Origin of the sequence: Pseudomonas sp. NFX1 (assembly GCF_051123555.1) — a bacterium.
Taxonomy (GTDB): domain Bacteria; phylum Pseudomonadota; class Gammaproteobacteria; order Pseudomonadales; family Pseudomonadaceae; genus Aquipseudomonas; species Aquipseudomonas capeferrum.
This window is the reverse complement of the sequence record NZ_CP169366.1, coordinates 3,492,154-3,515,371: the sequence shown is the minus strand read 5'-3', so window position 1 is coordinate 3,515,371 and position 23,218 is coordinate 3,492,154. Positions and strand designations below refer to the sequence as shown.

Below are 23,218 nucleotides of genomic sequence, written 5' to 3'. Positions count from 1 at the left end.
GCCTGTTAGATACTGCATGGCGGCTGCACTGAGCCTGGCCTTGTCCGTGGGCCTGCCGGTTGCGAGCGCCGAGGAGCCGGTGTTCGATGACGACGGCACGCCGATGTACGAGGTGAACTTCGTCGACACCGAGCTGGGTGAATTCATCGACAGCGTGTCGCGCATCACCGGTACCACGTTCATCGTCGACCCGCGGGTCAAGGGCAAGGTCACCGTGCGCACCGTCGACCTGCACGACGCCGATGCCATCTATGACATCTTCCTCGCCCAACTGCGCGCCCAGGGCTACGCCACCGTCGACCTGCCCAATGGCAGCGTGAAGATCGTCCCTGACCAGGCGGCGCGCCTGGAGCCGGTGCCGGTGGAGCCTGCCGGGCAGCAGGGCGAAGGCAGCGACAGCGTGGCTACCCGGGTATTCAATGTGCGCAACGCTGCCACCGAGCAGGTGCTTGGCATACTCAAGCCATTGATCGACCCACGGGTTGGGGTGATCACCCCGTACCCGGCGGCGCACCAGTTGGTCGTCACCGACTGGCGCAGCAACCTCGAACGCATCGCCAGCCTGCTGCGTCAGCTCGACCGCCCCAGCGAGACGGCGGGCAGCAGCAGTACCCAAGTCATCTACTTGCGGCACGCCACGGCCAGTGAAGTGGTCAAGGTGCTGCGCGGGCTCAGCCAGGAAGGCATGGCGCCGGCAGAAGGCGTGGCCGAGGGCGAAGCCAAGGACCGGCCGGTGATGGCCGCCCCCGGTGGCTCGGGCATTCGCCTGGAATACGAAGAGGGCACCAACGCTGTAGTCATGGTCGGCCCCGACAGCGAGCTGGCCGCCTACCGTGCCATCGTCGAGCAGCTGGATATCCGCCGTGCCCAGGTGGTGGTCGAGGCGATCATCGCCGAGGTGTCCGACAGCAGTGCCCAGGAGCTGGGTGTGCAGTGGCTGTTCGCCGATGAGAAGTTCGGTGCCGGTATCGTCAACTTCGGCAGCAACGGGGTGAACATCGCCAACATCGCCGGGGCTGCCGCCGGCGAAGACACCGAGGCACTGGGCAAGCTGTTGTCTGCCACCGCCGGGGCCACTGCCGGCATCGGCCACTTCGGCGGCGGTTTCAACTTCGCCATGCTGGTCAATGCGCTCAAGGGCAAGAGCGGCTTCAACTTGCTGTCCACGCCAACCTTGCTGACCCTGGACAACGCCGAGGCGTCGATCCTGGTTGGCCAGGAAGTGCCCTTCGTCACCGGCTCGGTGACGCAGAACAACGCCAACCCCTACCAGACCATCGAGCGCAAGGAGGTCGGGGTCAAGCTGCGGATCAAACCGCAGATCAACATCGACAACAGCGTGCGCCTGGACATCGTTCAGGAGGTCTCGTCGATTGCCGACTCCAGCGCTGCCAGCGATGTGATCACCAACAAGCGTGAGATCAAGACCAAGGTCATGGTCGAAGACAACGGCCTGGTGATTCTGGGCGGCCTGATCAGCGACGAGCTGAGTACCAGCAACCAGCGCGTACCGCTGCTGGGTGACATCCCTTACCTGGGCCGCCTGTTCCGCTCCGACGCCAGCAAGAACACCAAACAGAACCTGATGGTCTTCATTCGCCCGCGCATCCTGCGCGATGGGCCGAGCCTGGCCGGGCTCAGCGAAGGCAAGTACCGCACCCTGCAGCAGACCACCCCGCTGCAACTGCCGGACCTTGCCGGTGCTGAAGGCACCACGCCGCTGCTGCAGGTGTTCCCCGCCAGCCGGGCGCGCCTGGACGGCGGTAACTGGTGATGTTGCCCTATCGGCTGGCACGCCAGGCAGGCCTGGCCATGACCCCCGGGCAAGACGGCTGGCAATTGTGGCTGCGCCGCGACGCCGACAGCGAGGTGTTGCAGGAGCTGCTGCGGGTGCATGGCCAGCCCGGTGCGCTGGCCTACCTGGAGCCCGCAGCATTCGACGAGCAACTGGCACAGCTGTATCAGGGCGGCGATGCGGCCACCGCAGCGCTGATCGAAGGTATCGGCGACCAGGTCGACCTGGACAGCCTGATGAGCGAGATGCCGCGCATCGAGGACTTGCTCGAAAGCGATGACGAGGCGCCGGTGATTCGCCTGATCAACGGGCTGTTCGGCCAGGCCTTGCGCCTGCGTGCCTCGGATATCCATATCGAGACCTTCGAACAGAGCCTGGTAGTGCGCCTGCGGGTCGACGGCCACCTGCGCGAGGTGCTGCGCCCGCCCCGGGCGCTGTCGGCGATGCTGGTGTCACGCATCAAGGTCATGGCGCGGCTGGACATCGCCGAGAAACGCCAGCCCCAGGATGGCCGCATCACCTTGCGGGCGGCAGGGCGCGAGGTCGATGTGCGGGTCTCGACGCTGCCGGGCATTCACGGTGAACGGGTGGTGATGCGCGTGCTCGACAAGCAGGCCAGCCTGCTGGCGCTGGACAACCTGGGCATGCCGGCCGCCGTGCTGCAAGGTCTGCGCAGTTGCCTGGCGCGGCCCAATGGCATCGTGCTGTCCACCGGCCCCACCGGCTCGGGCAAGACCACCACGCTGTACGCCAGCCTCAACAGCCTCAACGATGGCAGCCGCAACATCCTCACCGTCGAAGACCCGGTGGAGTACGCCATCGCCGGCATCGGCCAGACGGCCATCAACCCACGCGCCGGGCTGACCTTTGCCAGTGGCCTGCGCGCCATCCTGCGCCAGGACCCGGATGTGATCATGCTCGGCGAAATCCGTGACCAGGAAACCGCGCAGATTGCCGTGCAAGCCAGCCTCACCGGCCACCTGGTGTTGTCGACCCTGCACACCAACAGTGCGGTGGGGGCGGTGACCCGCCTGCGTGACATGGGCATTGAACCCTTTCTGATCGCGTCGTGCCTGCGCGGTGTGCTGGCGCAGCGCCTGGTGCGGCGGCTGTGCCAGTGTGCGGTGGCGCAGCCGCTGCAAACCGCCGAACGTGACTTGTGGCCCGAGCTGTGTGCGCTGGGCAGCAGTTACCACGCCGTCGGTTGCGAGCAGTGCCAGGGCAGCGGCTATGTCGGGCGCCTGGGCCTGTACGAATTCGTCGAGCTTGACCCCGGCCTGATCGCGCTGCTGTACGACGGCGCCAGTGAACAAGCCATGCAGGACTACCTGGTCGACCGTCGGCGCAGCCTGGTAGCCATGGCCAGCGATTGCCTGGCGCGTGGCGAGACCAGCCTGGCCGAAGTGCTGCGCGTGGTACAGGGCTGAGCCATGCCGACCTATCGTTATCAAGCCGTCGACCTGGCCGGCAAGACCTACAAGGCCAGCCTGCAGGCCGACAGCGAGCGCCATGCGCGCCAGCTGTTGCGTGAGCGGGGCCTGTTCGCCCGCCAGTTGCAGCGCCACGAGGCAGGCGTGCGGCAACCCCGCCGCCAGCGCCTGAGCCGTGCGCAACTGTGCGAACTGACCCGCCAGCTGGCGACCTTGACCGGTGCAGGCATCCCCTTGGTCGATGCCCTGGCCACCCTCGAACGGCAACTGCGCCAGCCTGCCTTGCACAGCGTGCTGGTGGCCTTGCGCGGTTCGCTCGCCGAAGGCCTGGGGCTGGCGCGCAGCCTGGCCCGCCAGGGGGCGCCGTTCAGCGGCCTGTACTGTGCGCTGGTCGAGGCCGGTGAGCGCTCCGGGCGCCTGGCCCAGGTGCTCACGCGCCTGGCCGATCACCTGGAACAGGTGCAACGCCAGCAGCACAAGGCGCGTACTGCATTGATCTACCCCTGTGTGCTGATGGGTGTATCGCTTGCCGTGGTCATCGGCCTGATGACCTTCGTCGTGCCCAAGCTCACCGAGCAGTTTGCCCACGCCGGGCAGAGCCTGCCGTTGATAACCGCCTTGCTGATCGGCCTGAGCCAGGGGCTGGTGCACGCCGGGCCCTGGTTGCTGGGCCTGGCGATGCTGCTGACGCTGCTCGGTGGCTGGCTGCTGCGCAAGCCGCACTGGTGCCTGCGCCGTGATGAGTTGCTGTTGCGCCTGCCGCGTGTGGGCGGCCTGTTGCAGGTACTGGAAAGCGCGCGGCTGGCACGTAGCCTGGCGATTCTCAGCAGCAGCGGCGTGGCCCTGCTCGAAGCCCTGCAGGTGGCCACCGAGACAGTTTCCAACCGGCGCATCCGCCTGGCCATGGAGCAGGTGCGCCAGCAGGTGCAGGGCGGCACCAGCCTGCACCGCGCGCTGGATGCCTGCCAACAGTTTCCGCCGTTGCTGGTGAACATGGTCGGCAGTGGCGAGGCCAGCGGCACCCTGGCCGACATGCTGGAACGGGTGGCCGACGACCAAGAGCGCGGTTTCGCCCGCCAGGTGGACACCGCCATGGCGCTTTTCGAACCGCTGATGATTCTGGTGATGGGCGCCGTGGTGCTGTTCATCGTGCTGGCGGTGCTGCTGCCGATCATGCAACTCAACCAGGGCCTGCAATTGTGAACACAAGGAGTACTTCCATGCACCATCGTCGTAACCGTCAGCGTGGCTTCACCCTCATGGAGATCATGGTGGTGATCTTCATCATCGGCCTGTTGATCGCCGTGGTCGCCCCCAGCGTGCTCGGCAACCAGGACAAGGCCATGCGGCAGAAGGTCATGGCAGACCTGGCCACACTCGAACAGGCGCTGGACATGTACCGGCTGGATAACCTGCGTTTTCCCAGTAACGAGCAAGGCTTGGCTGCGCTGGTGAAAAAGCCCGAGCAGGCGCCGCTACCGCGTGCCTGGCGCAGCGATGGCTATGTGCGCCGCCTGCCGCAAGACCCATGGGGGACGCCGTACCAGTACCGCATGCCTGGCGAGCATGGGCGCGTTGATGTCTATTCGCTGGGTGCCGATGGTGTGCCTGGCGGCGAAGGGCAGGATGCCGACCTGGGTAACTGGGCGCTGTAAGGGTGCGCCGTGAACAAGGCTTCAGCCTGATCGAATTGCTGGTGGTGCTGGCCATCGCCGGGTTGATGACCACCCTGGCGGTGGCCTGGCTCGACAGCGGCAAGACGAATGTCGACCAAGCGCTGCAACGCCTGGCGGCCGAAACCCGGACCCAGGCGGCCCTGGCCCGCCATGCCGGGCAGTTGCGCGGGTTGCGCTGGACTGGCCAGCGGCCGGAGTTTGTCCGCCGCGAGGGCAACGCCTGGGTGGTCGAGACCGTCGCGCTCGGCGACTGGCCCAAGGGCCTGCGCCCGGACTGGCCCGCCAGCGCGCAGCCGCAGCTTCTGTTCACGCCGCAAGGCTGGGCTCAGCCAGGCTCGGTGCGCTGGCACGGGGCCGAGGGCAGCCAGCAATGGGCCTGGCGCCGGGATGGCAAGCTACAGATGGCGCCACTGCCATGAAGCGCCAGCAGCGCGGTTTCACCCTGCTGGAAGTGACCGTGGCCCTGGCGATTGCCGCCGTGCTGGCGGTGATCACCAGCCAGGTCCTGCGCCAGCGCTTGGCGGTGCAGGACAACCTGCAGCAGCACCGCCTTGGCCTGCTGTGCGCGCGCGAGCTGCAAGCCCGTTTCGTCGTCGAACAGTACTGGCCGGCCAGCAACCAGGTGGGCGGCCAACTGAGCCAGGGCGGCCAACTGTGCCATTGGCAGATGCAGTTGCGCCGCACCGGCGTGCGTGACCTGCGCCGGGGCGAACTGCAGATGTTCGGCGACCGCGACCAGCGGCTGCCGCTTGGCCAATACAGTGTATTTCTGGAGCGCCCATGAAGCGGCATCAGGCAGGCCTTACCCTGATCGAACTGATGGTCGCCCTGGCCCTGACCGCGCTGCTCGGCATCATGCTGGCGGCATTGGTCAACGGCTGGCTGAAGGTGCGTGAGCGGTTGCAGGTGAGCAGCCAGCAAACCTCGGTGCTGGACTTTTGCCTGGCGCTGGAGCGGCGCCTCGACAGCCCGGTGCTGCGCCGGGTGTACGAACAGCGTCTGCCCTTGGCCAGCCGCTGGTTCGATTGGCAACCCGCGAACGGCCAACTGCTGTGGGTGGCGGCCACCGGCCTGCCTGAAGCTGAAGGCGGGTCGCGCCTACAGCGCCAGCGCTTGCGCTTCGAGGCGCGCGAGCAGCGTCTGTTGCTGGAGAGTTCGGCCGACTTGTATGCCGCGACTGCTGCGCGCTGGGTGTTGCGCGAGCAACTTGAAGGGGTGAGCAAGGTGAACGTTCTGTATCACCAGGGCGGCCGCTGGCAGCCCTGGCCTTCCGATCAACCGGCGCACCCCGGCCGTGGTGTGCGCCTGGAGCTGCAGCGTGATGGAGCACCGTATGTCTGCACGTTCGTTATTCCCTGGGGGCGTTCATGAAGGTTGATTGGCGTCGACGTTCGCCGGCCCGGCCTTGGCTGTTGTTGCGCCCAGGCAGCCCTTGGGACTGGCTGCTGGTCGAGGGCGGTATCGCGCAGCGCCAGGGGCAGGGCGAGCCCCCGGCGAACCTGCAGGCGCGGGTGGCGTTGATCGTGCCTGCCGAGCACTGCAGCCACTTCCAGTTGCCCGCACCGCCGGGGCTCAGGCGTGAAGAATGGCCATTGTTGCTTGAAGACTGCTTGCTTCAGAGCGCGGATGAGGTGGTGTGTGGATGTTTGGGCCGTGAAGCCGGGCAGGTGCGGCTACTGACCGTGGCACGTCAGCATCTGGAGGGCTGGCGCGGGCAGTGTGTGGAATGGGGGGTGTCGGTCGAGTGTTGCTGGGCCGAATTTCAGTTGCTGCCTGCTCCTGAAGCGGGTGTGGCCTGGTGCTGGCAGAAGCCGGGCGGGTTCAGCTTGATGAAGGGGCTGAGCGAAGGCGCGGGCGAACGCTGGTTGGCCTGGCCTGATGTGCTGGGCGATGTGCGGGTCGAACCCTGGCCGCAACTGCGCAGGGTGCCGCTCAAGGGGCGTTGGCCCGACGAGTTGGCGCCGCTCGACAGCCTGCCTGGCCTGTTCGAGCAGCGACGACCTCGCACCTTTGTTGGCCCCTCGCGAGCGCAGCGTCAGCTGCTTGCCGCCTGCCTGCTGCTGGCCTGCACCTGGGGCAGTCTGTGGTTGGTCCAGCAATGGCGCCAGGTGCAGCTCTGGCAAGCCCAGGTGCTTGCCGTGACCGGCGAGCAGGCAGGGCCGCGGCAGGCGGCGCAGGCGCTCAAGCGCCTGCGCGAAGCCGAACTGCAGCAGCAATTGCGTGTGCGTCAGTTGGCAGACTTGCAGGGGCGCTTGCAGGCCTGGTTACTAGAGCATCCCGGCTGGCGCCTGCAAGCCGTGCGCTTCGACGGCCAACGCTGGCATGTGCGCCTGGAGGGGGAGGGGGCCGCACCGCCCTGGGGCGAGATGGCCAGTGCTGTCGGGGCACAGGTGCAAGTGAACGGGGATGCATCGTCGACCCGTGTGGTTTTCGACCTGGAGGTGGCGACATGAACCGGGACTGGGTACAGCGTCATCGCCTGGCGCTGGCCGGGGGGCTGATTGCGCTGCTGTCGAGCGTGCTGGTTGTACGCGAAGGTCTGGCGCAATGGCACGCGCTTGGCCAATGGCGGGCGTTGGCGCAGAAGGCGGCAGGTTTGCAGGGGGGCGCGCCGCTGAGCTTGGAGCGTCTGCACCAATCGGCGCAAGCGCGGCGCATCGAGTTGCAGGAAGTGGTCGCACAGGGTGAAGCCTGGCACATGCAGGGTCAGGTGGCCGATGAGCAGGCCCTGCTGGGCTGGGTCGTTTCGCTGCAGAGCGAGGGCGCGCAACCGTTGCAGTGGGGGTTGGAGCAAGCCCCCAACGGCCTGCGTTTTGACCTGGTGCTGCGGCCATGAGCCGGGGCGGCGTGGCGTGGCTGCTGCTGGTGTTCGTGCTGACCTTGCTGGTGGAGCTGCCGGCCAGTTGGCTGGTGCGTGGGTTCGGCCTGCAGGCTACGGGAGTGAGCGGCAGCTTGTGGCAGGGGCAGGCGACGCAACTTGGGCCGTTCGGGCCATTGCAGTGGGCCGTGCAGCCTTGGCGTTTGCAGGGCCAAGGGGCATTGGGCTTTCAGGGGCAGGCCTGGCAGGTGCGGGTTGAAGGCTGGCCTTGGCGTTGGGGGCTTGAGGTTCAGCCCGCAGCGGCACAAGTGACTGTGCCTGCGGCCTATCGCCTGGTCGGGCAATGGCAGGGTACGCTGCGGGTGCACGGTGCGGGGCGGCAATGCCAGGCTGCCGAGGGGCGTATCAGTGTCGCGGACCTGGCGCTGAGTGAACCCTGGTCGTTGGGGTTAGGGCAGGGATGGCTCGAGGTGCAGTGCCGAGGTGGTTGGCATGTGCTGGGGCAGTTGGTGCAGCAGGGGCAGCATCAGTTGCAGGTGGATGCGCACCTGCTGGAGCGACAGGCCCAGGTCACCCTCGCGCTGCAGCCCGATGCCGCCCTGACGCCGCTGCTGCGCGGTGCGCAATGGCTGGGGCCAGAGGCGACAACGGGGCAGCGGCTGATCAGGTGGTAATCACTTGAATGAGGTCGCGGCCATTGATGGATCGCTAACTTATTGATTTATACGGAGGGTCTGTGGGAGCGGGCTTGCCCCGCGAACACCGGCCAAGCCGGTGCCAGGCACCGCGCGGCTTATTCGCGGGGCAAGCCCGCTCCTACAGGATCCCGGCCAAGTCATCACGTCATGGATGGGTTCATGAAAGCGTCGACGGGCAACGGGTTATTCCGCCTTGCCTTGAACGCTCGATACCCACTGCTCGCTGCGGTTGTGCCCGCTGGTGCGCAGTAGGCCCAGGTCAAGCGCATTCTCCCCGTCTGCAGCGCCCTTGCCCTTGGTGAATTCGGCCACCGCAGTGCCCAGGTCCACCGGCGAGTTGGACGCATCGATCGACACATCGCGGCGGTAGTCGCTGCCATTCAAGGTTTCACGGGTAACGGCATTGGCCTTCAACTCGACAGCGCCTTTGCCCGATTGCAGCCGGGCGCCCACCAGGCGGGCATCGCCACCGACCTTGAGATCAAGCCCTTCACTGCCCTTGAGCGTGGCCTGCCTGGTCACGGTGTCGCGCTGTTGGTGTGATACATCCAGGCGCAAAGTCGGGGAAAAACCAGGATCGGCCTTGCTCAAGGCAGCGCCGGCTTTTTTGCCGATTTTGTCACTCAGCGGCCCAGCCAGCGCGTTGGCGGCGTTGGTGTAGCCCTGCGGGTTCTTCTCCTGGCTCAGGCGCAGGTCGCCTTTCACGCTCAAGCTGTCGACGCGGTCCTTGCGGCTGGCAACGCGCAGGTCGCCGCCAACATCACCGGTAATGCGCCCGGCTTCCAGGCTGGCACCTTCGATGCGCGTGTCGCCACGGCTTTGCCACTGGATTTTTTCGGCGCGCAGTTGGCTGGCATTCCACGTGTGGTTGTCTCGTTTGTCCAGCGCCACCTGGGCGCGGCCATGCAGGCCGAGGGTATCGGTAGCGCCCTTGGCCATGTTGAAGCCGGCACCGGCCGTGATGTCGAGGTTGTCGCGTTGCTCGCGGTCGCTCGAAGCTTCGATCAGCATGCCGCCGCCTGCGGCGTTGAGCTCGATCTGTTCGGCCGAGGCTTGCAGGCCCTCAAGGTGCACGGCGATGTCCTCCCGGGCACGGCTGCTGAGGGTGAGCTTGCCCGCGCTTTCGAAGCTGGCATTGACGGCCTGGCTGGCGTCTTCGTTCTGCTTGCCATGGTTGAAGTGACCGCCGACACCGCCACCTTTGGTCGCGCCACTCTTGGCTGCCAGCTCCAGGCCGCCACCCAGGCTGCCGCCCTTGGCCTGCTGGGTATTGCTGGCCGCAGTGACCTGCAAGCGGCCACCACTTTCCAGCACGGTATCGCCGACCTTGGCTTCACGGCTGCCGATACGCGTGCCTTCCAATACAAGGTCAGCCTCACTGCTCAGATGCACAGCGCCCTTGGCGTCGATTTGCGCCACCTGCGCCTTGGTCTGCGCACTGTTCTGCTGGTTGTGATCCAGGTAGCCACGGGTGTCGACGCCGGTGCTGCCGGGGCGGTTGCCGACCTTGGCCCAGGCATTGCCGTCAAGCTGCTTTGATGCCTGGCTGTTACGGTCAGTGGCCTGCGGCAACGACAGCGTGCCGCCGCTGTGCATCACCACAGCGCCGTCGCCATCGTCGATGCGCGTGCCCTCGTACTTGCCATCGCTGCCCAACTGCACCTGGATACCCTGTTGGCCATAGAGGCTGCCGGGCACGGCGGTACTGGCCAGGTCGTGTTTATCCAGCGAGCCGCCTTTACCGGCAATGCGTACATTGAGATCGTTGCCGGTGCTGGTGTCCACGCGGGCATCGCCGCCATAGGCCAGGCGCTGCACGGTATCGGCCTGGGTGTTTTCGGCGGCGCTCAGGTGGTGCTGCGTGGCATCGATCAAGAGCTTGCCGGCGTTAGCCTTCCACGCGGTGCCCTGGTCATCGATGACATCGGCCTTGACCTCGACTGCAGCCCCCGACAACTCACTCACCTGGGCAAAGCCGCGGCGTTGGTTTTCCAGGCGCTTGAGGTGGTCTATGGTCATGTCGGCACCGGCGCTTGGCGCCACCATCGCGTCTTCAGGCGAGCCCTGCTGGAAGCGCGCCGCCTCTTCGCCCAGCACCAGCCGTTCGATGGGGCGGGTCAGGTCACGGTATTCGACGCTGGCGCCCAGGCTGCCTGCCCAGTTGTCGGTGACGCTTTCACGCTCTTGGGTATCTTGCACGGCACGGTTCTCGATGTGCTTGGCGGTTACTTTCAGTTGCTGGCCGGCTTCGACGCGCGCCGCTTCGGTAAGCAAACGCTCGGCGTCCAGCTTCACGTCCCCACTGGCCTGCAACTCGCTGCGTTGGACGGTGCTGTCGCGTTCGAGCTGGCTTTGGGTGTTGTGATGGCCTGCGAAGGCACTGCCCAGCCGATCGATACCCCCTGTCACTTTCAAGCTGCCTCCACTCTGGCTGTCGTTGCTGACGGACTCGCGTTCATTACGGGTTGCGCCAAGGCTGACCTGTTTGGCGGCCACAGTGAGGTCGCCAGCGCTTGCCACGACCTTGGAGCCATTGACCTGCAGGTGGGCATCGCTTTGCAGTTCGACCGAAGCGCCTTTCAGTTCGCTGGCGACCTGCGTTGTTTCCTGCACCTTGCCCGTCGTGTTGGCGACCTGGTAGCCCACGCTGGCTTCGTACTGGCGTGATTGCGGTTTGCCGTCCTGTGCCTCCTGGGTCTGCTTGGCGCCGACAGTGAAGCCGCGTTGCTGTTGATCGGTTTGTGTTTCGCTGCGCGACTGCGCGCTGTCGATCGTCAGGTCGCCCTTGGCCTGCACCTGCAGGTGCTTGCCGGCTTCGATTTTTGCCCCGTGGATGCGCAGTTCCTCGGCGCTGGCCAGGCGCAGGTTACTGCTGGACGAAACGTCGCTGAGCAGTACCTGGTCCTTGCGTGCGGTGTCCTTGCTATCGCTGCCGATCAGGCCGAACAGTTTGCTGTTGCTCTGATGGTCAGTCGACGTGCTGCTGCCGTGGTCGGCCTCGATCGCCAGCAGGCCCTTTTCGCTGTACAGCACCGAATCTTCCTTGCCGTGCACCTTGCTGCCTTTGATGGTGACCTGGTCGGCCGTCACGTTCAGCTTGCCGTCTGCCGTCACATTGCTGCCAACCACTGTCTGCCCTTGGCTGTCATTACCCTTGCGATCACCAAAGAAGGTCCCGGAGACCAGGTCGCCGCGGTAGTTGCGCTGTGTGCCGCTGTCCTGCAGTGCAGTGGTGCCGATCTCGACTTGTCGCGCCTTGATCTGCATGTCGCTGTTGCTGTGCAGCGTGCTGCCTTGAAGCGTGAGGGTATCGGCCGCAGTGAGGGCCATGCGCTCGGCATTCAACGTGCTGCCCCGGGCTGTTTCCCGGGTTTGCTCGGTGTCGCTGTCACCGCGCCACAAGTCCTTGCGGTGGCGTACCTGTTCTTTGATGTGCTGGCTGTCGATGCCTGCCACGATGTCCAGCTTGCCGGCACTGTCGACGCTCAATTCGCCGCCCGCCTTCACATCGGCGGCTACCAGGCGCATGTCAGCGCCCGATTGCAGCGTTACGCTGTCTTGGCCGCGCAACTGCGTGCCGTGCTGCTGGTTTTGGGTGGTGGTGCGCTCGCGGTTGTAGGTTTCGCGGGTGATGAAGAGAAACTTATTCTTCCAGTTTTCGCGGTCGTGTTCAGTGTTTGCCAGGCTGTCGGCATCCAGGGTGAGTGACTGGCCGGCCTTGACCACCACCTGTTGCGCCTGCCCATCGACGGCCCGCAGGGTCAGGTCTTGCGCGGCGCTGAGGTTCAGTGCGCCCCGTTCGCTGTGCAGTTCGCTGGGGTTGTCCGCCTTGCCGCTGATGTGCAGGTCGCCGGCCGAATGGATGTCGATACCGTCGCTGGCATGCACCTTTGCCGGCCCCATGCGCACCCCCGCGCCTTCAGCGGTGCTCAGCACGCGGATACGCCCGGCACGCATGGCACCGAACAGGGTGGCATCGACACTGCCCTGTTCGCCGGGCAGGTGTTCGACCACCTGCCCGCTGGCGTGCTCGATGCGGTTGCGGCCAACCGTGACGTTCAGTTCATTGGCAGCCATGAGCAAGCCTTTGCTGTCTATGCGCGGCGCGATCAGGTCAAGGGCACCGGTGCTGTTGCTCTGGCCGTCGTCGAGTACCTGCAGGGAGCCACTGGCGTTGAGGGTGTCGAGGTATTTGAGTTGCTGGTCCTCGAATTCCGGGGTGCCGACCACGAAGCCTGCGCGGGTGGTGTTGATGAAGCTGCCGCCGTTGAGGGTGATGCCATTGGGGTTGGCCAGGATGTAGTCGGCCGGGCGGCCGAAGATTTCCTGCGGCCCCTCGATCAGCGAAGCGTTGCGGCTGATCACCTCATTGAGGATGGTCGAGGCGGCCTGGCCCTGGAACTGCGGGTTGGCCGCAAGGGCGCCGGCCAGTTGCGACTGGCCCGCCTGCGTGGCGTTGTTCAGCACCACGCCGGGGTTGCCGACGTTGTAATCGAGGAACTGGTTGTGCGACAGGCCGCCAGCGTTGGGTGCAACGATGTCGATGACCGGGACGCCATGGCCGTTGTTGATGAGCGGGGTGCCTGCCGGGCCGCTGGCCGCTTCCAGGCCACCCGTGGCCTGCGCGGTGCTGGAGCCGAGCAGGGCGAGGAAGATGGCCCAACGCAAGGTATTGGGGTGGGTATACGTCAACTGCGAGAGTGTTTGCATGTTCTCGTTCTCTTTGTTGTGGGTGAATCAGATGTTCAGGTGCCACTCCAGTACCCAGAAGCCCGGCTCCAGAAGCGTGCGGGGCCGGTCGCTGGTGTACAGGGCGCGTTGATAATCGAGGCGCAGGCGGCTGTCGGGCAGGCTCACTTCGATGCCGGCCGCTGCACCGGCCAGGCGCAGGACGGGGCTGTCACTGGCGAGTCGGGTCCAGCCGAGGTCGAGGCCGACGTAGGGGCGCACTTGCAACGGTGCCGCCCAGGCGGGGCTCAGCGGGCGGCTCAAGGTGTTGCGCCAGGCCGCGCCAGTGGCGCCGGCGTAAGTGTGCAGGCGGAACCCGCGTACCGCCGAGTCGTCGCTGGCCAGCAGTTGTTCGACGGCGGGCAGTGGGTCGGGGCTGTACTGCAACCCCAGTTCGCTTTGCCAGCGCCAGGGCTGCGCTGCTGCTCCTTGGCGAAGGTGCAGGAGGGAGGCGCGATATTTGACGAAATCGCTGCGCAGCCCGTTGCTGCGCATGGCCGGGTTGTCCTTGGACAGCCCCTCAAGGCCGTGGGCGACCCCCACATACCCGTTCCACAGTCCGTTCTCAAGCCAGAGCCACTGCAGGCCGGCCTCGACGCTGGTGAGGGTAGGGCTCTGCAAGTCGACGACAACGCCACCGGTGCGGTTGACCATCTGCTTGCGGTCCACCCGGGCGCTGGCGCTGAGCATGCCCTGCTGATTGCGCCACAGCACGCGCTCGGCGCTCACGCCCTGGAAGCGGCTGCGGCCACTGCTGGTCTGTTGCCCGTGCGGGATGGGGGCGTGGTAACGCAACTGGCTGGCGTTGAAGGCGAATGTCCACGGACCGTAGGGGATGCTGTAGTACACCGTGATGCCCGTGCTGGTGCCCGGCGCATCGAAGACGGTGCTGGCCAGCCACAGGCGCAGGTCGTCGTTAAGGCCCAGCGGGCTGTCCAGGCCGACCCCGAGGTTCAGGCGATGGCGGCCGGTCAGTTCACTGCCGCGGTTGTCCAGGCGGCCGTCCAGATGCCACCGAGAGGCGACTTTGTAGGGCTGAACGCGCACGCGAGTGCCGCCTTGCAGTTCGCCGGGGAGCAAGTCGGCACTCAAGTCGTAGGCACGCAGGCGGTTCAATTGGTCGAGCCCTTGCTCCAGGTCGGGAAGGTACAGCGGCTGCCCCAGTACGTCAGGAAAAGCGCCGCGCAAGGAAAGGGGCAGGTCGGCACCGAGCTCGATCGACTCGACAAAACCTTCGCTGATGACGATATCCAGCGGGGCGTCATCTTCGGGGGGCTGGCGCAAGTAGGGGCGGCTGGTCGGATAGCCGGCCTGGACATAGCGCTGGGTAATGGCCTTGAGCAGGCGGTTGATATCGACGATGCCCATGCAAGGTTGCATCAGCGGCACCACGGTCGCCTCCAGTGCTGTCCCCGACACGTGTCGATGGCCGGCCAGGCGCACGCCGCTCACCGCCCAGCAGTGGCTGTCGGCAGTCTGTGCACTCTGGCTGTGCTGATTACCTTGCGCGGCAGGCACCCGTTGCCAGCGCTCAAGGCGTTGTTGCTGTTCCAGTTGTCGCAGCGTTTGCTGCTGATCGCGCAACTGTTGGCTGGCCAGGTCGTCGGCCAATGCCAGGGCGCTGGTCATCACGACGGTCAGGCAGCAGACCAGCAGCCTGCAGGCAATGATGAGAATTCGGTACGGCATTCAAGCACCCCGCAGAGGACGTACGGATTTCGTATTCGTCTGCGTGGATGCTAAGAATTAAGTGATTGGCTTGGATGCAGTACCCTGCCTAAGCGGCTGTCAGGCGGGTTCTCATTTAAGGTGCGAAAGCTCCTACAGGATGACTCGGCATGCAGGACGTGTCAGGGACGAATCTCGATTAATGTACCGTCCTTGACCAGCTCCCAGACCTCCTGCATGTCGTGGTTGCGCATGGCGATGCAACCTTCGGTCCAGTCCAGTGTGTGGAAGTACCACTCGGGGTAGTCATCATTGACCGGTGTGCCGTGGATCATGATCATGCTGCCGGCACTCACGCCTTCGCGGGTGGCGCGTGCGGCATCTTTGATGTTGGGGTAGGAGATGTGCATGGCGAGGTTGAAGCGGTCGCTCTGCTTGCGCCAGTCCAGCCAATAGAGGCCTTCGGGGGTCTTGCGGTCGCCTTCGCGTTCCTTCGCGCCCTTGGGCTGCTTGCCCAGGGAAATGCGGTAGGTCTTGAGCGGTTCGCCGCGACTGATCAGTTGCAGGCGGCGCTCGGACTTGATCACCAGCACCTTGTCGATCAGCGGTTGCATGGCCTGCTGCGAGGGCGACGGTGTTTGCGCTGCCGGCAGGGGCTTGCGCACGATGGTCTCGGTGAAGGCCGCCTGGGACACCGAGGTAACGCAAAGGCAGAAAAGGGCGAGCAACCAGCGCATGAAACGGTATCCCTGATGACGTTAGGTGGTAGACGTGACATTCATCGGTGGCAGGTACTCATGGCCTATGGGGTAGTGCTGCCCGATGCGGTCGCGATAGTAGCATTCTAGTGTGCGTGTGACGGTGCGGAAAGCCAGCTCGCTCCACGGTATCTCATGCTCCTCGAACAGCCGCACTTCCAGGCTCTCGATACCCACATCGAAGCGCAGGTCGGCCAGTTCGGCGCGGAAGAACACATGCACCTGGTTGATGTGCGGCAGGTCGAACAACTGGTACAGGCTCATGGGCCCGACCTGGGCGCAGGCTTCTTCGACGGTTTCACGACGGGCGGCCTGGTCGAGGGTCTCGCCGTTCTCCATGAACCCGGCCGGTAAGGTCCAGTAGCCACGGCGTGGCTCGATGGCGCGCCGGCACAGCAGCACCTGGCTGCCCCAGGTGGGCAGGACCCCCGCCACGATGTTGGGGTTCTGGTAGTGAATGGTCTGGCAATACTCGCAGACATACCGCAGGCGGCTATCGCCCTCGGGTATCCGCTGAATGACCGGCTGGCCGCACGCGCTGCAGAATTTCATGCTTATCTTCCCTTATGACAGGGCTATCTTGGCGTGGCAGCCGGGCGGCCGCAAGCGCACAGGGCTTGGGTGCTTCTCGGCTTTGGTGCATCATGCAAGACAGGCCTTGGATACGAGAGTGCGCAATGCTGGACGAGCTACTTCGCCGAATGAGCAACCATGAACCCGCATCACTGGAAACCGACCGACGGTTTCCCGAAGCGGCGGTACTCTTGCCCATTACCCGCAGCGAAGCGCCCGAACTGGTCTTGACCCTGCGCGCCAAGGGCTTGTCGACCCACGGTGGCGAAGTTGCCTTCCCCGGTGGCCGGCGCGACCCTGAAGACCCGGACCTGGTGTTTACCGCCCTGCGCGAAGCCGAAGAAGAAATCGGCCTGCCCCCTGGGCTGGTGGAAGTGATTGGCCCGCTCAGCCCGCTGATCTCGCTGCACGGCCTGAAAGTGACGCCATTCGTCGGGCTTATTCCCGATTTCGTCGAGTACCGCGCCAATGATGCCGAGATCGCGGCAGTATTCACCGTGCCGCTGGAGTTCTTTCGCCAAGACCCCCGCGACCATACCCACCGTATCGATTACCAGGGCCGCAGTTGGTATGTGCCCAGTTACCGCTACGGCGAATACAAGATCTGGGGGTTGTCGGCGATCATGATCGTCGAGCTGGTCAACCTGCTGTATGACGCCGGCATCAGCCTGCATCAACCCCCGGAGCGTTACATCGAGATCTGAGCGGGGCCCACCCCGCCGTCTGCTACAAACCGCCGCCGTTTATCCTGAGGAGCGAGCATGAAATATCGCCTGGGCGACCTGCGGGTCGACAGCCACCCCACCAGTTGGATCGCGCCCAACGCCACCGTGATCGGCAACGTGCGCCTGCAGGCCCGTGCCAGCGTGTGGTTTGGCGCTGTATTGCGCGGTGACAACGAGCTGATCGACATCGGCGAGGACAGCAATGTCCAGGACGGCACCGTGATGCATACCGACATGGGTTCGCCGCTGACCCTGGGCAAGGGCGTGACGGTCGGCCATAACGCCATGCTGCATGGCTGCACGGTCGGCGATTACAGCCTGGTGGGTATCAATGCGGTGATCCTCAATGGGGCCCGCATCGGCAAGCACTGCATCATCGGCGCCAATGCGCTCATCCCCGAGGGCAAGGAGATCCCTGACGGTTCGCTGGTGATGGGCTCGCCGGGCAAGGTGGTGCGTGAACTGAGCGAGCAGCAGATGCGCATGATCGAGGCCGGTGCCGCGCACTATGTGCACAATGCCCAGCGCTATGCGCGCGAACTGGTGGCTGACGATGAGTGAGGTCATTGCCGTCGAACGTCCGGTCGCTTCGCCTTGCGTCAGCATCTGTGCGCTGGACGAGCAGGATATCTGCACCGGCTGCCAGCGGACCGTGGCCGAAATCGGCCGCTGGGGGCGGATGGACAACACCGAGCGTCGCGCCGTACTGAAGCTGTGCCATGAGCGGGCGGTGGCCGCTGGGTTGATCATGGGGCAATGATTCGGCGCTGGCTGCCTCGCGGGTTTACCCGCGAAGCAGCCAGCGGTAATCTGTACGGCTTGCCCACAGATTACCCGCCATGTTCTATCTCATCGCCTATATCAGCAGCGTAGTGCTGATCAACTACGCCTTTTCCAGCGCCCCGCACCTGGACATCATCTGGTCCGCCTGGGGTGGCCTGGTGTTCATCCTGCGCGACATGGTGCAGACCCGCTTCGGGCATGGCGCCCTGGTCGCCATGCTGGTGGCCCTGGTGCTGTCCTACATCACCTCTGAGCCTGCCATCGCCCTGGCCAGCGCCACGGCGTTCTTCGTTTCCGAGCTGATCGACTGGCTGGTGTTCAGCATCACTCGTCGGCCCCTGCGTGACCGCCTGTGGCTGAGCTCGGCGTTGAGCATTCCGGTCGATACCTTCATTTTCTTCGGCATGATCGGCGCGCTGACCCCTGCCGTGATCGGCACGGCCATGGCCTCTAAGTTCGCCGGTGTCACCGCCGTTTGGCTGGCCATGGCATTTCGCGCCCGGCGGGCTGCCGCGGTCGGTTGATGGTGTAGAATACGGGTCCTTTTTCAGCGGGCGGCGCTTAGCCTGGCGCAGCCCCGGACGCCTTCGAGGACCTGAAATGACCCGTATCGGAACCCCATTGTCGCCCACCGCGACCCGTGTACTGCTCTGCGGCTGCGGTGAGCTGGGCAAGGAAGTGGTGATCGAGCTGCAGCGCCTGGGCGTCGAAGTGATCGCCGTGGACCGCTACGCCAATGCGCCGGCCATGCAGGTGGCGCACCGCAGCCATGTGGTCAACATGCTCGATGGCTTTGCCTTGCGCGCGGTGATCGAGGCCGAGAAGCCGCACTACATCGTCCCCGAGATCGAAGCCATCGCCACCGCGACCCTGGTCGAACTGGAGAGCGAAGGTTTCACCGTGGTGCCCACGGCCCGTGCCACCCAGCTCACCATGAACCGTGAAGGCATCCGGCGCCTGGCTGCCGAAGAGCTGGACCTGCCGACCTCGCCGTACCACTTCGCCGACACCTACGAAGACTACGCCAAGGCCGTGGCCGATGTCGGCTACCCGTGCGTGGTCAAACCGGTGATGAGCTCGTCGGGCAAGGGCCAGAGCCTGCTGCGCAGCGATGCCGACCTGCAGCAGTCCTGGGACTACGCCCAGGAAGGCGGGCGTGCCGGCAAGGGCCGGGTGATCATCGAGGGCTTCATCGACTTCGATTACGAAATCACCCTGCTGACCGTGCGTCATGTCGGCGGCACCACCTTCCTCGAGCCTGTCGGCCATCGTCAGGAGAAAGGTGACTATCAGGAATCGTGGCAGCCCCAGGCCATGAGCCCGAAGGCCCTTGCCGAGTCGCAACGAGTGGCCAAGGCGGTCACCGATGCACTGGGCGGGCGTGGCCTGTTCGGCGTGGAGTTGTTCGTCAAGGGCGACCAGGTGTGGTTCAGCGAAGTGTCGCCGCGCCCGCACGACACTGGCCTGGTGACCTTGATCTCCCAGGACCTGTCGCAGTTCGCCTTGCACGCCCGCGCCATTCTCGGCCTGCCGATCCCGGTGGTGCGCCAGTTCGGGCCGTCGGCGTCGGCGGTGATTCTGCCGCAGGGTCAATCGCAGCAGACCAGTTTCGCCAACCTCGGTGCTGCGCTGAGCGAGCCGGATACGGCCATTCGCCTGTTCGGCAAGCCGGAAATCAACGGCCAGCGCCGCATGGGCGTGTGCCTGGCGCGTGACGAATCGATCGAAGCGGCGCGGGCCAAGGCGACCCGTGCTTCGCAGGCGGTCAAGGTCGAGTTCTGATCTGAAATGGCTGGGGGCGCAAAGCGCCCCCAGCGTCTTCACAGTTCGGTATGCCGGGTTTCTTTAAGGCACAGCACGGCAATCAGACTGATCACCGCCGCCACCGAAACATACCCGCCCACCCAGCTCAAGCCGCCCATGCTCACCAGCTTCTGGGCAAAGAACGGCGCCGCTGAAGCCCCCACGATGCCCCCCAGGTTATACGCCGCCGACGCGCCGGTATAACGCACGTGGGTCGGGAACAGCTCGGGCAGCAACGCCCCCATTGGCGCGAAGGTCACCCCCATCAGGAACAGCTCGATGGCCAGGAACAGCGCCACCCCTGTGGTCGAGCCCGAGGTCAGCAGCGGTTCCATGGTAAAGCCCGAAGCCACCGCCAGCAGGCCACCGACGATCAATACCGGCTTGCGCCCGTAGCGGTCGCTGAGCCAGGCCGACAGTGGCGTGGCCAGGGCCATGAAGACCACCGCAAAGCACAGCAGGCCAAGGAACGTCTCACGGCTGTAACCCAGCGTGGTCACGCCGTAGCTGAGCGAGAACACCGTCGAGATGTAGAACAGCGCGTAGCACACCACCATCGCCGCAGCACCCAGCAGGGTTGGCACCCAGTGCTTGGCGAACAGGTCGACCACCGGCATCTTCACGCGCTCATGCTGGGCAATGGCTTTGGCGAATACCGGGCTCTCTTCGAGCTTGAGGCGCACATACAGGCCCACCAGTACCAGGGCGGCGCTGAGCAGGAACGGAATGCGCCAGCCCCATTCACGGAATTGCTCGTCACTGAGCACCAGGGCCAGGGTCAGGAACAAGCCGTTGGCAGCCAAAAAGCCGATCGAAGGGCCCAGCTGCGGGAACATGCCGAACCAGGCGCGCTTGCCCGGTGGTGCGTTTTCGGTCGCCAGCAGCGCCGCGCCGCCCCATTCGCCACCCAGGCCCAGGCCTTGGCCGAAGCGCAGCAGGCAAAGCAGGATCGGCGCCCACACGCCAATGCTGTCATAGCCGGGCAGCACGCCGATGGCGGTGGTGGAGACGCCCATCAACAGCAGCGACGCCACCAGGGTCGATTTGCGGCCGATACGGTCGCCAAAGTGGCCGAACAATGCCGAGCCCAGCGGGCGGGCGAGGAAGGCGATGCCGAAGGTCAGAAAGGCCGCGAGCATCTGCGCGGTGCCCGACCCGGAGGGGAAGAACACCGGGCCGATCACCAGCGCGGCGGCAGTGGCGTAAACGTAGAAGTCGTAGAACTCGATGGCAGTGCCAATGAAGCTGGCGGTGGCCACCCGCGCGGGCGAGTTGACCGGCGCGGCAGGCGCTTGGGCATAGGTGCTGCTGGTGGTCATTAAGTAGGTCCCTAACAGTCTGGTCGTGCGCCACGGGCTTGATCCGCGAGGGTGCGTGCTGCATCAATGGGCAGGCACCGTTGCGCGGACGCCGAAGCGTATTGTTCTTTTGCTCGCTCGACTGACGATAGCCCAAGGGGGGGTAGGGGCGGGCGCGGGTACTGTTCGGGGTATTGAAACAGGGCCGCAGGGCGTGTCAGTGGAGCGGACTGGCCGTGGGGCGCCGGGTGCGGGTAGCAGGCGGGACGGCGGGGCTGGGTAAGCGTGGCCCGAGTATAGCTAGCGGGTCACGGTCCACACCAGTACCTTGCTGGCGCAATTGTCCTCTGTTTCGAGGATTTCCAGGCGATATCGGCCGATCTTCAGGCAAACCGCGCTTTCCGGGATGCTTTCCAGCGCTTCGGTGACCAACCCGTTGAGGGTTTTCGGCCCGCCATCGCAAGGCAGGTGCCAGCCCAGGGTGCGGTTGATCTCGCGCAGCGAGGCGGTACCTTCGATGACGAAGGTGCCGTCGGCCTGGGGGTGTACGTGCGGGTTGTCCAGCCCCTGTTCGTCTTCGAATTCGCCAACGATTTCTTCGAGGATGTCTTCCAGGGTGACGATGCCCAGCACTTCGCCGTATTCGTCCACCACGACGCCCAGGCGGCGTTGCTGCTTGTGAAAGTTCAGCAGCTGCATCTGCAGGGGTGTGCTTTCCGGGACGAAGTAGGGTTCGTAGCAGGCGCCGTGCAGCTTCTCCAGGGTCAGCTCTGCCCTGGGCAGCAGGTGGCTGATCAGCTTGGTATTGAGGATCGCTTCAACCTGGTTGATATCGTTGTGATAGACCGGCAGCCGGGTGTGCCGGCTGACGATCAACTGCTCGATGATGCGTTCGATCGGCTCGTCCAGGTTGATGCCATCGACTTCGTTGCGCGGCACCAGGATGTCGTTGACGGTGACTTTGTCCAGCGACTGCAAACCATCGAGCAGCCCGTGGCGCACTGGCTCGTGCGCTTCGTCTTCGTCGAAGTCGTCATCTTGCTGTGGGTGCAGGGCCACCGCCGTAGGCTGCGCGCGGAACGGGCGCAGGATCAGCTTGGCGCAACCATCGAGCAGACAGGCCAGTGGCTGCAGGATGGCCAACGGCACCTTCAGCAGGCTGGCACCCAGGCTGACGAACGCCTGTGGGTTACGCCGCGCCAGGCGCCGCGGCAGGAACTCGGCAAACACCAGCAAGGCCAGGGTGGCGCCCAGCCCGGCCAGCCAGAAACCGTGTTCGCCGCTGTAGCGCTGGCCGATCAGGCAGGCCAGGCCCAGTACCAGCAGCTTGCCCAGGCTGGCGCACAGCACCAGTGCCTGGGCGGGCAGGGGGGCTTGCCCGTCGTCGCCATTGCGTAGCGAGCCATTGAGTTGCAGGCGTGCGGCATCCACGGCACTGAACAGCGCCGACCACAGCAGCGCCAGTGCCAGGGTGCCGAATAGCGGGGCGTACGGCAGGGTGTCCATGGGCGGCCGTCAGATATGCAAGATGAATTCGCGGACCAGCTTGCTGCCGAAATAGGCCAGCATCAGCAGGCAGAAACCGGCCAGCGTCCAGCGGATCGCCTTGTGGCCACGCCAACCCAGGCGGGTGCGGCCCCACAGCAGAACACTGAACACCACCCAGGCGACGCAGGCCAGCAAGGTCTTGTGCACCAGGTGCTGGGCGAACAGGTTATCGAGGAACAGCCAGCCGGAAATCAGCGACAGCGAGAGCAGGCACCAGCCGGCCCAGAGGAAGCCGAACAGCAGGCTTTCCATGGTTTGCAGCGGCGGGAAGTTGCGGATCAGCCCGGACGGGTGCTTGTTTTTCAACTGGCGGTCCTGCAGCAACAGCAGCAGCGACTGGAACACGGCAATGGTGAACAGGCCGTAGGCCAGGATCGACAGCAGGATATGCGCGAGGATGCCGGGCTCTTCGTTGATCAGCGGCACGGTGCCCGGTGGCGCGAACTGGGCCAGCAGCGCCGTGACCGCACCCAGCGGGAACAGCAGCACCAGCAGGTTTTCCACCGGGATGCGCAGGCACGCCAGCAGGGTCAGAGTGATGACCGCCACGGCGATCAGGCTGGCGGCGCTGAAGAAGTCGAGGCTCAGGCCCAGCGGGGTGATCAGCTGGAAGAACAGGGCGCCGCTCTGGGCGATCACAGCAAGGGCACCGAGCAAGCCCAGCAGCCGTTTGTCGGACTTGCGGCCCTGGGCCAGGTGCGAACCCTGGTAGAGGGTCGCAGCTATATAAAGGCCGGCGGCGATCAGGTTGGGGATGAGGCTGGGTGAGGAGAACATAAGTCCTGGTTGGCGAGCCTTAAAGAGACGGAGTTTGGCATAGTGAGCTGCAAGCTGGAAGCCGCAAACTACAAGCAAGGGCTGATGTGCAGGCTGGGGGCTTTTCCTTGTGGCTTGCAGCTTTGAGCTTGCCGCTTGGA

Annotated in this window: 22 protein-coding genes; 15 read left to right on the top strand and 7 right to left on the bottom strand. The window is 65.2% G+C overall.

The features are described from left to right. Positions 1-16 precede the first annotated feature (16 nt). The 10 genes from gspD to gspN are packed head-to-tail and all read left to right on the top strand — an operon-like array spanning position 17 to position 8,393. Positions 17-1,774, top strand: coding sequence for a type II secretion system secretin GspD (gene gspD / locus DJ563_RS15805; protein ID WP_434519731.1), 1,758 nt, complete (start codon positions 17-19; stop codon positions 1,772-1,774). Continuing rightward, the gene (locus tag DJ563_RS15800) at positions 1,774-3,222 is read left to right on the top strand and encodes a GspE/PulE family protein (protein WP_434519730.1); all 1,449 of its coding nucleotides are present in this window, start codon (positions 1,774-1,776) and stop codon (positions 3,220-3,222) included. The genes gspD and DJ563_RS15800 overlap by 1 nt, the downstream gene beginning before the upstream one ends. 3 nt (positions 3,223-3,225) lie before the next feature. After that, positions 3,226-4,428 (top strand): type II secretion system inner membrane protein GspF, encoded by a 1,203-nt coding sequence (gene gspF / locus DJ563_RS15795; protein WP_274098208.1) that lies wholly within the window; start codon positions 3,226-3,228, stop codon positions 4,426-4,428. Positions 4,429-4,445: 17 nt separating this feature from the next. Further along, positions 4,446-4,880, top strand: coding sequence for a type II secretion system major pseudopilin GspG (gspG, locus tag DJ563_RS15790; protein WP_434518003.1), 435 nt, complete (start codon positions 4,446-4,448; stop codon positions 4,878-4,880). A gap of 2 nt (positions 4,881-4,882) precedes the next feature. After that, positions 4,883-5,320 (top strand): type II secretion system minor pseudopilin GspH, encoded by a 438-nt coding sequence (gene gspH / locus DJ563_RS15785; protein ID WP_434518002.1) that lies wholly within the window; start codon positions 4,883-4,885, stop codon positions 5,318-5,320. After that, on the top strand, positions 5,317-5,685 hold the full coding sequence (locus tag DJ563_RS15780) for a type II secretion system protein GspI (RefSeq protein WP_434518001.1): 369 nt from the start codon (positions 5,317-5,319) through the stop codon (positions 5,683-5,685). The genes gspH and DJ563_RS15780 overlap by 4 nt, the downstream gene beginning before the upstream one ends. Further along, on the top strand, positions 5,682-6,272 hold the full coding sequence (locus DJ563_RS15775) for a type II secretion system protein (protein WP_274098205.1): 591 nt from the start codon (positions 5,682-5,684) through the stop codon (positions 6,270-6,272). The genes DJ563_RS15780 and DJ563_RS15775 overlap by 4 nt, the downstream gene beginning before the upstream one ends. Next, positions 6,269-7,354, top strand: a complete 1,086-nt coding sequence (locus tag DJ563_RS15770; RefSeq protein WP_434518000.1) for a GspL/Epsl periplasmic domain-containing protein — start codon at positions 6,269-6,271, stop codon at positions 7,352-7,354. Before DJ563_RS15775 ends, DJ563_RS15770 begins: the two co-directional genes overlap by 4 nt. Continuing rightward, positions 7,351-7,737 (top strand): type II secretion system protein GspM, encoded by a 387-nt coding sequence (gene gspM, locus DJ563_RS15765; RefSeq protein ID WP_434517999.1) that lies wholly within the window; start codon positions 7,351-7,353, stop codon positions 7,735-7,737. The genes DJ563_RS15770 and gspM overlap by 4 nt, the downstream gene beginning before the upstream one ends. Beyond that, positions 7,734-8,393 carry a type II secretion system protein N gene (gene gspN / locus DJ563_RS15760; RefSeq protein WP_434517998.1) on the top strand — a complete coding sequence of 220 codons (660 nt, stop codon included), beginning with the start codon at positions 7,734-7,736 and terminating at the stop codon, positions 8,391-8,393. Before gspM ends, gspN begins: the two co-directional genes overlap by 4 nt. Positions 8,394-8,600: 207 nt before the next feature. Here gspN and DJ563_RS15755 read toward each other — a convergent pair whose 3' ends face one another. From DJ563_RS15755 to DJ563_RS15740, 4 genes are all read right to left on the bottom strand, one after another. Further along, on the bottom strand, positions 8,601-13,127 hold the full coding sequence (locus tag DJ563_RS15755; protein WP_434517997.1) for a hemagglutinin repeat-containing protein: 4,527 nt from the start codon (positions 13,125-13,127) through the stop codon (positions 8,601-8,603). A 27-nt stretch (positions 13,128-13,154) separates the two neighbouring features. Further along, complete coding sequence (locus DJ563_RS15750) at positions 13,155-14,834, bottom strand: ShlB/FhaC/HecB family hemolysin secretion/activation protein (protein ID WP_434517996.1); 1,680 nt, start codon at positions 14,832-14,834, stop codon at positions 13,155-13,157. A gap of 161 nt (positions 14,835-14,995) precedes the next feature. After that, positions 14,996-15,550 (bottom strand): L,D-transpeptidase family protein, encoded by a 555-nt coding sequence (locus tag DJ563_RS15745; RefSeq protein ID WP_274098199.1) that lies wholly within the window; start codon positions 15,548-15,550, stop codon positions 14,996-14,998. Between the two features lie 21 nt (positions 15,551-15,571). Further along, positions 15,572-16,123, bottom strand: coding sequence for an NUDIX hydrolase (locus DJ563_RS15740; protein WP_274098198.1), 552 nt, complete (start codon positions 16,121-16,123; stop codon positions 15,572-15,574). A gap of 125 nt (positions 16,124-16,248) precedes the next feature. On the opposite strand from DJ563_RS15740, the gene DJ563_RS15735 reads away from it, so the two are divergent. From DJ563_RS15735 to purT, 5 genes are all read left to right on the top strand, one after another. Beyond that, positions 16,249-16,848, top strand: a complete 600-nt coding sequence (locus DJ563_RS15735; RefSeq protein ID WP_033700969.1) for a CoA pyrophosphatase — start codon at positions 16,249-16,251, stop codon at positions 16,846-16,848. Positions 16,849-16,905: 57 nt separating this feature from the next. Further along, positions 16,906-17,430, top strand: a complete 525-nt coding sequence (locus DJ563_RS15730; RefSeq protein ID WP_033700968.1) for a gamma carbonic anhydrase family protein — start codon at positions 16,906-16,908, stop codon at positions 17,428-17,430. After that, positions 17,423-17,629 carry a DUF1289 domain-containing protein gene (locus DJ563_RS15725; RefSeq protein ID WP_033700967.1) on the top strand — a complete coding sequence of 69 codons (207 nt, stop codon included), beginning with the start codon at positions 17,423-17,425 and terminating at the stop codon, positions 17,627-17,629. The genes DJ563_RS15730 and DJ563_RS15725 overlap by 8 nt, the downstream gene beginning before the upstream one ends. A 79-nt stretch (positions 17,630-17,708) precedes the next feature. After that, positions 17,709-18,176 carry a VUT family protein gene (locus DJ563_RS15720; RefSeq protein ID WP_033700966.1) on the top strand — a complete coding sequence of 156 codons (468 nt, stop codon included), beginning with the start codon at positions 17,709-17,711 and terminating at the stop codon, positions 18,174-18,176. Positions 18,177-18,252: 76 nt separating this feature from the next. After that, positions 18,253-19,434, top strand: a complete 1,182-nt coding sequence (purT, locus tag DJ563_RS15715; protein WP_434517995.1) for a formate-dependent phosphoribosylglycinamide formyltransferase — start codon at positions 18,253-18,255, stop codon at positions 19,432-19,434. Between the two features lie 38 nt (positions 19,435-19,472). Here purT and DJ563_RS15710 read toward each other — a convergent pair whose 3' ends face one another. The 3 genes from DJ563_RS15710 to DJ563_RS15700 all read right to left on the bottom strand — a co-directional run bounded on the left by DJ563_RS15710 (position 19,473) and on the right by DJ563_RS15700 (position 23,078). After that, positions 19,473-20,774, bottom strand: coding sequence for an MFS transporter (locus DJ563_RS15710; RefSeq protein WP_339465833.1), 1,302 nt, complete (start codon positions 20,772-20,774; stop codon positions 19,473-19,475). 279 nt (positions 20,775-21,053) lie between these two features. Next, on the bottom strand, positions 21,054-22,259 hold the full coding sequence (locus DJ563_RS15705) for a transporter associated domain-containing protein (RefSeq protein ID WP_033700963.1): 1,206 nt from the start codon (positions 22,257-22,259) through the stop codon (positions 21,054-21,056). Between the two features lie 9 nt (positions 22,260-22,268). Further along, positions 22,269-23,078 carry a cytochrome C assembly family protein gene (locus tag DJ563_RS15700; protein WP_033700961.1) on the bottom strand — a complete coding sequence of 270 codons (810 nt, stop codon included), beginning with the start codon at positions 23,076-23,078 and terminating at the stop codon, positions 22,269-22,271. Positions 23,079-23,218: the final 140 nt, after the last annotated feature.

Coding starts and splice junctions, on each gene's coding strand:
- gspD (WP_434519731.1), top strand. CDS start 17: ATGGCGGCTGCACTGAGCCTGGCCTTGTCCGTGGGCCTGCCGGTTGCG.
- DJ563_RS15800 (WP_434519730.1), top strand. CDS start 1,774: ATGTTGCCCTATCGGCTGGCACGCCAGGCAGGCCTGGCCATGACCCCC.
- gspF (WP_274098208.1), top strand. CDS start 3,226: ATGCCGACCTATCGTTATCAAGCCGTCGACCTGGCCGGCAAGACCTAC.
- gspG (WP_434518003.1), top strand. CDS start 4,446: ATGCACCATCGTCGTAACCGTCAGCGTGGCTTCACCCTCATGGAGATC.
- DJ563_RS15780 (WP_434518001.1), top strand. CDS start 5,317: ATGAAGCGCCAGCAGCGCGGTTTCACCCTGCTGGAAGTGACCGTGGCC.
- DJ563_RS15775 (WP_274098205.1), top strand. CDS start 5,682: ATGAAGCGGCATCAGGCAGGCCTTACCCTGATCGAACTGATGGTCGCC.
- DJ563_RS15770 (WP_434518000.1), top strand. CDS start 6,269: ATGAAGGTTGATTGGCGTCGACGTTCGCCGGCCCGGCCTTGGCTGTTG.
- gspM (WP_434517999.1), top strand. CDS start 7,351: ATGAACCGGGACTGGGTACAGCGTCATCGCCTGGCGCTGGCCGGGGGG.
- gspN (WP_434517998.1), top strand. CDS start 7,734: ATGAGCCGGGGCGGCGTGGCGTGGCTGCTGCTGGTGTTCGTGCTGACC.
- DJ563_RS15755 (WP_434517997.1), bottom strand. CDS start 13,127: ATGCAAACACTCTCGCAGTTGACGTATACCCACCCCAATACCTTGCGT.
- DJ563_RS15750 (WP_434517996.1), bottom strand. CDS start 14,834: ATGCCGTACCGAATTCTCATCATTGCCTGCAGGCTGCTGGTCTGCTGC.
- DJ563_RS15745 (WP_274098199.1), bottom strand. CDS start 15,550: ATGCGCTGGTTGCTCGCCCTTTTCTGCCTTTGCGTTACCTCGGTGTCC.
- DJ563_RS15740 (WP_274098198.1), bottom strand. CDS start 16,123: ATGAAATTCTGCAGCGCGTGCGGCCAGCCGGTCATTCAGCGGATACCC.
- DJ563_RS15735 (WP_033700969.1), top strand. CDS start 16,249: ATGCTGGACGAGCTACTTCGCCGAATGAGCAACCATGAACCCGCATCA.
- DJ563_RS15730 (WP_033700968.1), top strand. CDS start 16,906: ATGAAATATCGCCTGGGCGACCTGCGGGTCGACAGCCACCCCACCAGT.
- DJ563_RS15725 (WP_033700967.1), top strand. CDS start 17,423: ATGAGTGAGGTCATTGCCGTCGAACGTCCGGTCGCTTCGCCTTGCGTC.
- DJ563_RS15720 (WP_033700966.1), top strand. CDS start 17,709: ATGTTCTATCTCATCGCCTATATCAGCAGCGTAGTGCTGATCAACTAC.
- purT (WP_434517995.1), top strand. CDS start 18,253: ATGACCCGTATCGGAACCCCATTGTCGCCCACCGCGACCCGTGTACTG.
- DJ563_RS15710 (WP_339465833.1), bottom strand. CDS start 20,774: ATGACCACCAGCAGCACCTATGCCCAAGCGCCTGCCGCGCCGGTCAAC.
- DJ563_RS15705 (WP_033700963.1), bottom strand. CDS start 22,259: ATGGACACCCTGCCGTACGCCCCGCTATTCGGCACCCTGGCACTGGCG.
- DJ563_RS15700 (WP_033700961.1), bottom strand. CDS start 23,078: ATGTTCTCCTCACCCAGCCTCATCCCCAACCTGATCGCCGCCGGCCTT.